This is a genomic window from Anaerosporobacter sp., from assembly GCF_965301125.1.
Window position 1 is genome coordinate 1 of record NZ_CBDLAM010000145.1, and the last position, 10,124, is coordinate 10,124.

12 protein-coding genes are annotated in these 10,124 nt (G+C 33.1%); 10 read left to right on the plus strand and 2 right to left on the minus strand.

Features of this window, described 5'->3' with window-relative positions:
• The 3 genes from recR to ACW2QF_RS14380 all read left to right on the plus strand — a co-directional run bounded on the left by recR (position 1) and on the right by ACW2QF_RS14380 (position 2,716).
• The gene (gene recR, locus ACW2QF_RS14370) at positions 1-603 is read left to right on the plus strand and encodes a recombination mediator RecR (RefSeq protein WP_455716698.1); all 603 of its coding nucleotides are present in this window, start codon (positions 1-3) and stop codon (positions 601-603) included.
• A 296-nt stretch (positions 604-899) separates the two neighbouring features.
• On the plus strand, positions 900-1,847 hold the full coding sequence (locus tag ACW2QF_RS14375; RefSeq protein ID WP_455716699.1) for a SpoIID/LytB domain-containing protein: 948 nt from the start codon (positions 900-902) through the stop codon (positions 1,845-1,847).
• Positions 1,848-1,909: 62 nt separating this feature from the next.
• Positions 1,910-2,716, plus strand: a complete 807-nt coding sequence (locus ACW2QF_RS14380; protein WP_455716700.1) for a peptidoglycan DD-metalloendopeptidase family protein — start codon at positions 1,910-1,912, stop codon at positions 2,714-2,716.
• 74 nt (positions 2,717-2,790) lie between these two features.
• Here ACW2QF_RS14380 and ACW2QF_RS14385 read toward each other — a convergent pair whose 3' ends face one another.
• The gene (locus ACW2QF_RS14385) at positions 2,791-3,690 is read right to left on the minus strand and encodes a phosphatase PAP2 family protein (protein WP_455716701.1); all 900 of its coding nucleotides are present in this window, start codon (positions 3,688-3,690) and stop codon (positions 2,791-2,793) included.
• Between the two features lie 433 nt (positions 3,691-4,123).
• Here ACW2QF_RS14385 and ACW2QF_RS14390 point away from each other — a divergent pair, with 433 nt between their 5' ends.
• Positions 4,124-5,302, plus strand: coding sequence for a hypothetical protein (locus ACW2QF_RS14390; protein WP_455716702.1), 1,179 nt, complete (start codon positions 4,124-4,126; stop codon positions 5,300-5,302).
• 157 nt (positions 5,303-5,459) lie between these two features.
• Positions 5,460-6,626 carry a pre-peptidase C-terminal domain-containing protein gene (locus ACW2QF_RS14395; protein ID WP_455716703.1) on the plus strand — a complete coding sequence of 389 codons (1,167 nt, stop codon included), beginning with the start codon at positions 5,460-5,462 and terminating at the stop codon, positions 6,624-6,626.
• A gap of 125 nt (positions 6,627-6,751) precedes the next feature.
• On the opposite strand, the gene trhA is transcribed toward ACW2QF_RS14395, so the two are convergent.
• Positions 6,752-7,417: a PAQR family membrane homeostasis protein TrhA gene (gene trhA / locus ACW2QF_RS14400; protein ID WP_455716704.1), complete on the minus strand. Its 666-nt coding sequence runs from the start codon at positions 7,415-7,417 to the stop codon at positions 6,752-6,754.
• Positions 7,418-7,653: 236 nt separating this feature from the next.
• Between trhA and ACW2QF_RS14405 the strand changes: the two genes are divergently transcribed.
• The 5 genes from ACW2QF_RS14405 to ACW2QF_RS14425 all read left to right on the plus strand — a co-directional run.
• Positions 7,654-7,842, plus strand: coding sequence for a DUF951 domain-containing protein (locus tag ACW2QF_RS14405; RefSeq protein ID WP_455716705.1), 189 nt, complete (start codon positions 7,654-7,656; stop codon positions 7,840-7,842).
• A gap of 157 nt (positions 7,843-7,999) precedes the next feature.
• Positions 8,000-8,287 carry a 30S ribosomal protein S6 gene (rpsF, locus tag ACW2QF_RS14410; protein ID WP_455716706.1) on the plus strand — a complete coding sequence of 96 codons (288 nt, stop codon included), beginning with the start codon at positions 8,000-8,002 and terminating at the stop codon, positions 8,285-8,287.
• 18 nt (positions 8,288-8,305) lie between these two features.
• A complete protein-coding gene (locus tag ACW2QF_RS14415; protein ID WP_455716707.1) occupies positions 8,306-8,746 on the plus strand; it encodes a single-stranded DNA-binding protein in 441 nt (146 codons plus the stop codon).
• A 67-nt stretch (positions 8,747-8,813) separates the two neighbouring features.
• On the plus strand, positions 8,814-9,089 hold the full coding sequence (gene rpsR, locus ACW2QF_RS14420; RefSeq protein WP_455716708.1) for a 30S ribosomal protein S18: 276 nt from the start codon (positions 8,814-8,816) through the stop codon (positions 9,087-9,089).
• A 247-nt stretch (positions 9,090-9,336) separates the two neighbouring features.
• The coding region (locus ACW2QF_RS14425; protein WP_455716709.1) for a hypothetical protein at positions 9,337-10,124 on the plus strand (788 nt) is incomplete at its 3' end.

Genomic DNA, 10,124 nt, shown 5'->3' on the forward strand with positions numbered 1-10,124 from the left:
ATAAACAAGGATTATTATAGTAGTCAAATTACAAAATTAATAGAACAATTATCTAGACTTCCTGGAATAGGTGGCAAGACAGCACAACGACTGGCCTTTCATATCATTAATATGCCTCAAGATCAAGTAGCAGCATTATCTACATCTATAATTGAAGCTAAGAATAATGTTAGGTATTGTACAAGCTGTTACACATTAACGGATAAAGAGATATGTCCAATCTGTGCAAGTGAGAAGAGAAATAACAAACAGATTATGGTGGTAGAGAATACAAGAGACTTAGCTGCATACGAGAAGACACAAAAATATGATGGAGTTTATCATGTATTACATGGTGCAATCTCTCCAATGCTAGGAGTCGGCCCTTCTGACATTAAATTGAAAGAGTTAATGTTACGTTTACAAGGGGATGTAGAAGAAGTTATCATAGCAACGAATTCTAGCTTAGAGGGAGAAACTACTGCGATGTATATTAGCAAGTTAATAAAGCCAACAGGTATTAAGGTAAGTAGAATAGCCAGCGGGGTACCAGTAGGTGGAGACTTAGAATATATCGATGAAGTTACACTACTTCGTGCTTTAGAGGGAAGAACAGAATTATAGATGCAAAAAAAGAAGATGCTAATCCGAGCGCATCTTCTTTTTTGTTAATGAGAGGGGGGAGTATTTCAAATGTATGAAAATCTCTTGCAAGTATTATTGTACCAATGAGTTGTGACCGGAGTGTGTACAAACCATAAAAAGAAAATGAATTAAACTAAAATCATAAATCAATCATTAAGCAAACATAAAAAAGATATTAAGGAAAAATAAAAAAGATGCAAAATTAGATTTTTAAGCAATATGGACTTACATTTTGGCATATATTATTATGAATCTTTTTAGTAAGGAGAAGGTAGATGAAACAGAAAGTAAGCACAATACTGGTACTACTTCTCATTGTACTATTGATACCATGTGGTATTACATATCTATTATCAGGTAAAGGTTCTAAATCAAGTGGAACCAGCAATAATTCAATTCGTATTAGTATAGAAGAAAACGGTGTAGATAAAGAATGTTCTCTCAATACATATATTATGATGGCGATGGCAGCAGATATACCAGCAACTTATGAGTTAGAAGCTTTAAAGACACAGGCAACAATAATTCGTACTTATGTGTACGTATTAGCAGAAAAGAGAAAGACCAAATCCCTTGCAGCTAGTGATATTGGACTACAATACACAACGCTTGATGCAGCTAGAGCCAGTTGGGGGGAGGAACATGCAGCTAGTTATGAAAAGAAGATATCAAAATCAATTAAAGATACAAATAATATGGTCATTACATATAAGGATAGCTTAATTATTCCTCTATTTCATGCAGTAAGTACTGGAATGACACGGAGTTCCAAACAAGCAATTGGTGAAGATATTGCATATTTATCGTCAGTTGAAAGTAAAGGGGACGTTCAGAGTACAGATTACTTACAGATTAGCAGTATTCCCAAAGAAACCGTGGCAAAACAGTTAAAAAAGACATATTCCGATTGTAAGGTATCAGTAGACTCCTTGATTGCTGATATTGTAATTGAAAAACGAGATGAGGATGGATATATTAAAACCATTCAGATAGGAGAAGAATCCATAACTGGTGATCAATTTGCAAGCCTTTTTGAGCTGAATAGTACGAACTTCTATATTGAGGAGTATGAAGACTCGTTACGATTTATATGTAAGGGCAAGGGGCATGGTCTCGGACTAAGCCAATATGGTGCAAATTTTAAGGCGCTACAAGGGTGTAAATATGATGAAATCCTAGAATATTATTTTACTGGAACACAGGTAAAAGAATATATCCGATAAATTAAGAAACGTGATGTATAAAACTTTCATTTCTGGTGAAAATATTGCTAGAGGTGATGAATGTGAAGAAGAATGTTCCAGACTTTCTAAAAGCCAAAGGCTTTTATATATCTTTACTTACTGGTATATGTGCATTATGCATTATCTGCGTTGTGTACGTAAGTATGCTTACTAGTAATGATAAAGATAATGTAGTAGATTTGAATGATTCAAACAAACAAACAGAAGATATGGCAAATAACCAAAACACAGAAGTTGCAGATTCAACAACAGATGAAAATATTGCGGGTATTGATGCAGATGTTCCTTCTGATTTAACAGGAGATGCAGAAATTCAGGATGCAGATGAAGTTAAGGAGACAACGTCTAATGCAGTTGCCGCTAACGAACAAGCAGAAGAAAATCAAAATTCACAAGCAGTTGCAACAAGTGGTAAAGGTACTAATTTAACATTTGATGAGGAAAAAGGATTACTCTGGCCAGTTGATGGTAATGTTATAATGAATTATAGTATGAGCAGCGTAATATACTTTCAAACACTAGATCAATATAAGTGTAATCCAGCTATTATTATTCAGGCGGAAGTCGGAGAAGATGTACTTAATGCTGCAAAGGGAGTTGTATCCGATATCTCTTACAATGAAGAGACTGGAAATACTGTCACTGTATCAGTTGGTGATGGATACAAAGTAATCTATGGACAATTAGATGAAAATCTTAATGTTAAAGAAGGTCAGACAATTGAAGAGAAAACTGTAATAGGTAAAATTGCAGAGCCTACAAAATACTATATAAAAGAAGGAACTAACCTATTCTTCCAAGTTTTATCAGGTGAAGAAACTGTTAATCCAATGTTATTGCTCCGTTAATAGGAATGAATAAAAAGGATTATCATACACAATAAAATTGTATGATAATCCTTTTTATTGTCTATAGTACTGACTTAAGAAGCAAGAAGCTTGCTTTCATATCGTTTTATAAGATATGGATAAACAACGGTAATCCATAATACAAGAATAAAATAGCGTATCATATTAGCAGGAATAGAAGATCCAATAATGGCCTTCAAACCTACTTTTAGTAATAGGGCAATACCGATGCCTATAAGGAACTTAATAACTTGCCTTGAAGGATAGGTGGTATGTTCATTAAAACGAATGTAGACGGATTCAATATACCAACCGAGGGAAAAACCAATACCTGCCCCCGCAGCTTTACAACAATCAGATGCATATTTGGCATCAATTACATTGCGGTGTAATAGAATAAGTGAATATATAGCTACTGCAATTGAGACAACACTTAAGAGAATTGCGGTAATCTTATAATTCTTAACAAGTAACTCAAAACGAGTAATGAGATAATTGGTTACCAATGAAATAACTAGGGTAAGTGAAAATGATACAAGAACATCGATTGGTGTGTGAACACCAAGGTACATACGTGAAAGCATAACACTAAAAATAATAGTAAAACAAATAATACGACTAAGGTTCTTCTTCGTATTCCAAGCGAGTGTGCTATAAAGTGAGGTTGCGCACTGTGTATGGCCACTTGGAAAAGAGTAGCCTGTTGCGGTTGTAACTGCCTTTTCTACAGCTTGAAAGGAAGGATCTTTTATCCAAGGTCGTGGTACTCGAAACGTAATTTTTAATGTCTGGACAAGTAACCCTGAAGTAAAAAAGGTAAAACAGATTCGATACGCTAGACGTTTGTTATAACACCAGTAAAGAAAACAAATAATAGCAAGTACTAGTACTTCCTCTCCGAAGAAAGTTAATAGAAGAAATAACTGATCAAGAAGAGGGGTACGAATGGATTCTAATACCTTTAAAAAATTCATTTGAGGCCTCCGTAAATCTGTGAAATACATTCGTAAATGTAATCACATATTATATTGAATTGAGTATAATGATATTATAGCAAAGGATTCGGTTGAAAGAAAGATTCAATCTGATGGTGCACAATTTCAGCGTAATTTTTTCTGCATAATGTGTAATTATTAAATTGATACATATTGACAACACGCAACCGATTTCATTCACAGTGGTTAGGATAGAAGATTGTCTTGGCCTGTAGACGTATTTCTTTGCTATGGTAATATACGAGATTAGTTGGTTGCTTCATATATATGGGTTGGCCATCACATTTGGTTTATTCCTTATGTGTATGGCCTTTTAATTATTACAGGAGATAATACCTAGATTTTCTTAATTGAAAAAGGAGAAGTCATTTGCTATAGTATTGATTGTAAATATATGGAGGTAAATTAAGGAATGAAAAAGCTAGTGAGGTTTATTTTAGTCGTATTTGTATGTGGAGTTATAGCATTACCAGCTAGTTACGTGTTGGCGGATGAAATAACAGACAAGACTGCAAAAAGTTCGATTGTAGATGCAGATACAAATGCCGATGTGACAGAGCTTAAAACCAATGATTTAGATATTACCTTAGATGAAGCAAATTATAAAAGTTATTTTATTAGTATTCCGTATGGTCAGAGTATAGTTGTGCCAATTACATTAAATGAAGAAGGAAGATTAAATTATAGATATGATTTTGAAAATGAATACATAGATCAAAAGTCATATTACTGTGAGGTATACACAGATGCAGCATGTACAAAGAAGGCAAATTACTATAACTATGATACCTATTCTGGCGAATTAAATGTATCGATAGCAGGTATTTATTATGTTAAATTTTCGGTTATAGATACAACGGCTCAACCAAATGCTATTAATTATATCAAATTTAGTTCTTTTTATATCAATTCTCGTAATGAAACATTAACGAATGGAAAGCAAGTGGTATCAGCATTCTTAGGTTATGATAAAAAGATTTACTATAAAGTAATCGTAAGTGATTCAGGAAGTATATCATTGAACATGCAGGCGTCCACTGGAGGTAATGTAATTCTATGCAATAGTAAGAAAAAAGAAATCTCCAACCTGTGTAGAACAGAAGATAATAATCATACCTTTGTGTTTGCAGTTTCAAAGGGGACGTATTATCTTAAGGTAACTACTTCATCAAATTATGCTTATGTTATGCAGACATTTAAAGAAATTGAGGATAAGAGTGCACCGAGTAAACAAAAGGCTAAGACCCTTGAAGTTGGTGGTGATAAACTTAAGTCTCTGGCGTTGTCAACGGAGAAGTCTGGTAAAGCAGATTGGTTTAAGTTTAAGAATGATAAGAAAAGAAAGATAATAGTAGATGTGATTGGAATGGTGTCTTGCGGTGGATTAAAGATTGATTTTTATGACACAAAGGGAACGAAATGGGAGTCTAGATACTTCTATCCTATAGACAATGCAAATGGTGGTGTTAGTACCATCTATTATATTCTCGACGGAACAGAGAAACTACCAAAGGGAACCTATTATATTAGAATATCCAAAATTTCTACAAAAACCAATGCTATTTATCGCGTAGGAGTACGCAACAAATAAGAAAAAGTTTCAATAAGTATACAAATGAAAAATATAAGGTATGATATATGGACATAAAAAGAAAAAAACGACGAAATAGGAAAAAAAACCATTTCAAGGTATTGAAATAGAAAAAAATGTTTGCTATAGTTATAATAAATAATAAGGTGTGAATTATATGAAAATGAAATTATCTAGTATTTTACTTGCATTTGCATTACTTGTATCATGTATCTTTGGAACGAATACGGCTCAAGCTGCAATCGTATATGATGAATCGTATGCAGAAGTAACTGAATTAACAACTGTGGTAGCAACAACAGGTACTGAAGCTGATTTGGGAAAAACTGTTACATATGCATTGCAAACAAGTATGGAAAATGAAGTAGTACCAATTAATATTCCAACAAAGGGTTATTTAGATTTTTTTGTAGCATCTAATGTAGCTAGCAGTGATGTTAGTATTTATACGGATGAGAGTTGTACAGTGAAAGCCGGTTCTTCAGCTTATATATCCTCTTACGGAGAGCCAATACAAGAAGGTGTATATGGAGATGATGGATATGCATATTTCTCTAAAAAAGGTACATATTATGTAAAATTTGAAACACCAGGTACATATACATTTACTTCTCAAATGTATAATGGTGCTAATCGTACATTAAAAAACGATACATATACGACAGCATATTCATATGCATATGATACATATAACTATGATAGTAAGAGTATTTATTATAAATATAAGGCATCAAAAACAGGATATATTAGTATAAGTACAGATTTTCTTTCAGATTATGGAAATGCTACAATAACTTTGTGTAATAGTAAGAAAAAGGCAATTTCAGAAGATGTATATGTATCAAAATCATATAATGATAAAACTGTATTTGCAGTAAAAAAAGGAGTTACCTACTATGTTAAAGTAACCTCGTCTTCTGAAGTATACCGAATTAAGAGTAAAATAACAGGTGTTACTGAAAAGAGTGGAAATAGAAAAACAAAGGCTAAAACATTAGCAATCGGTAAAGTAGCAAAGGGAGTTGTGCTTTCAGAAGATAAGACTTCTTTGAATGATTGGTATATGTTTAAGTTAACAAAAGCTACAAAGCTAAAACTTACAGTAGCAGGTAACTCTTCTTCAGGTGATTTAAGAGTAGAATTAACAAGTCCAAACTTAAGTGGTTCTGTTGATTTAAGAATTAATAGTGTTGGATATAAAACTTCAACATCACTTAAGACATATACAACATCCACACTTCCAAAAGGAACATATTATATACGTGTTTACAAAGATGATAAAAAGTCATCAGGAAGTTATGCATTAAAGGTTTCTAAACGTTAATAGTAAAAAAACAACTTTTCTAGACTGAATGCCATCTTGTGAATATACATGTTCACGAGATGGCATTCATTTATAAAAAGTTGTTTTTTATTATTATTAATTTATCAAATACAAGATATTATAACTTATCCAGGCATCTTAGCTACATAGAAGTACATAAGTACAAAGTGACAGAAGCTACCACCTAAGCAAAAAAGATGAAATATATCATGAGAATTAAAGTTTTTGTGAAGGCTATTAAACATAGGAAGTTTTAATGCATAAATAACACCGCCTATTGTATAGATAATACCACCTGCTAATAACCAACCAAAAGCAGGACCAGATAATTTTGATACTAATTGTGGAAATGCGAATATACACATCCAACCCATTGCAATATATATAACGGAAGACACCCAACGTGGGCAGTATACCCAGAAAGCTTTTAAACACATTCCAGCAAGTGCAATTGCCCAAATAACAAAGAATAGTGTCCAGCCTGTGCGATCGCCAAGTACAATTAAACAAATTGGGGTATAGGTTCCGGCTATAAGAACGAAGATACTCATATGATCAAATTTTTTAAGTCTACGATTGATTTTTTCTGTAGAATTAATGGAATGATATAATGAACTTGCCGTATATAATAGGACTAAACCAAAGCTAAAAATAGCCAGTGATACAGTGTGCAAAGCATCAGATGTACATGCTAATCGTATTAGTAACGGGATTGATGTAATTAATGCGATTGCAGAACCGAATATGTGAGTAAGTGCACTAGCGGGATCTTTTAGATGTATTTTTTTCATTATTAACGCCTCCATAACTTGTAATGAGTTTAGCAATAACCTTATATGTAGTATTGATAACTACATATCACAATATGTATATTACACCTATATAATTTAAAAATCAATAGGAAAGTTAACTTATATATGATATATTATTCATTTGAGGAAGATTGATATATTTATGTATTATGAAGTTTGGAGGAAAACGATATATATCATCAACATTGTATAAAGAAAGGAGTATTGGTATCAATATGGATTTGAATATAGGCGATATAATTAAACTAAAGAAGCAACACCCATGCGGAAATAGCGAATGGGAGATTTTAAGAGTGGGGATGGATTTTCGTTTAAAATGTATGGGGTGTGGACACCAGGTTATGTTACCAAGAAAGCAAGTTGAGAAAAACATACGAAATGTTCGTAAAAAGGGTGAAGAATAAAGAGAACAGAATATAAAGAAATAAAAAATTCTTGCATAAACGGTACAAGTATGTTAGAATCATTAATTGTGATATATTTAAAATTAATTAATCCTTGCTCTTTTTTAATGACTTAAAAAAGAAAAGGGCCAAAGACCAGAAGGAGGTGCAAGCAACTATGAACAAATATGAATTATCTTTAGTTGTTAGTGCAAAAATCGAAGACGATGCAAGAGTAGCAACTGTAGAACAAGTTAAAGAATTAATCACTAGATTTGGTGGTACAGTTACTAACGTTGATGAATGGGGTAAGAAAAGATTAGCTTACGAAATTCAAAAAATGAGAGAAGGATTCTACTACTTCATCCAATTCGAATCTGAATCAACAACTCCAGGAGAAATCGAACAAAGAATTCGAATCATGGAATCTGTTATCAGATATTTATGCATTAGACAAGACGCATAAAGAAGGAGGAATTCCTTTATGAATAAAGTAATCCTAATGGGCCGTCTAACAAGAGACCCTGAAGTGAGATATTCCCAAGGGGAAGGATCACTAGCTATAGCAAGATATACACTCGCAGTAGATCGTAGATTTAAGCGAGATGGTGATCAACAGACAGCAGATTTTATCAGTTGTGTATCATTTGGTAAAACAGCAGAGTTTGCAGAGAAGTATTATAGACAAGGAACGAAAGTACTCGTAACTGGTCGTATACAGACTGGTAGCTATACGAATAAGGATGGACAAAAAGTCTACACAACAGAAGTTGTTGTAGAAGAGCAGGAGTTTGCTGAAAGTAAAGCAGCAGCTGGTGAATCTGGCGGCTTCTCACAAGCAGCAAGACCTGAACCAAGCCAAGCAATTGGCGACGGATTCATGAATATCCCAGATGGTATTGATGAAGAATTACCATTTAATTAATATGACGTAAAGTCAAAACTATAAATATACATCGTTATGTTTAAGATCCGGATAAGAAGATTGTGTTATGCAATTCAATATGAATGATAAGAGTGATAGAGCTGATTCTCCAATGAAGAGAAGAGGCGGACGTAGAAGAAAAAAAGTATGTGTATTCTGTGCTGACAAAAACAACACAGGTATCGATTATAAAGATATTAACAAATTAAAAAGATATGTATCTGAAAGAGGTAAAATTCTTCCTAGAAGAATTACAGGAAACTGTGCGAAACACCAAAGAGCTCTTACAGTAGCAATCAAGAGAGCAAGACATATCGCTTTAATGCCATATACAATGGACTAATAAAAAGTGAACCGTTGCATGAGAAAATCGTGTAGCGGTTTTTTTAATGCATTTATATTGTAAAGCTTTTCTTAAATATATTTTACATACATAAAATTGTCCGAATAGTTTATAAAACCGTGGAGATAATGATAGTAATGATTTCATATATGATTCATTTCATTGTGAAACAGTTTTTAGTAATACTATTGAGGCAGATTAACAAAAAAGGGAAACAGATCTGTCATAAGAAAGGACAAGGTAAAAGATGATGAAAAGACGTTTTAAGAAAAGCATCATTGCACTTCTTGCAATTGTTGCAATGATAAGTGTTACTGCATGTGGAAGAAATGATGCTGCAAACAATAATAAAAATAATGCAGCAAACGACGGGAATAATGCGGTAAACGACGGAAGTAATACAGGAAATAGCACAGCAAATAATGCTGGTGTCGAAGCAAGGGTTGGAAATCAAGCGAACGGAGGCATTATAGACGAATACAACACTTTATTAGCAAATGAAACAAATCGAGAAAATGTATATGGTTTTATAGATGAAAATATTAAGAATGCTACTGAAGCAGAGGCAGATCAATTAGTTGCTGGTGTTTTAGGATTTGAAAATACTTATGAAGACGTAGACTATACACGTTTATATGCTTACAAGAATTACGTTTCAGATGAAGTAGAAGAATTTCTTGAATTAATGCATGAGAATGAACAAAAACCATATATGAATAATAATCAAATTGGTGTTACATTAGATGAATTATTAGACCGTGCGGAAGAATTTGAAGAACACATTGCGCAATTTCCTGATGGAATAACAACACAACCTTCCTATGATATGTATGTGAAACTTATGGATGCAGCTATTGTTGGTGGCTATGATAAAGAGAACAACGTAGCTAGCTATTATAAGGGAAGTGAAGAAAATCGTATTGATGGACGTGCTCTTGATGAGTATATGAAATTACTAGCAGATGAAGATGATGATAGAAATGATCATAAAGTAGATACGAATACTACAAATAACCCTACTACTAATAATAATAC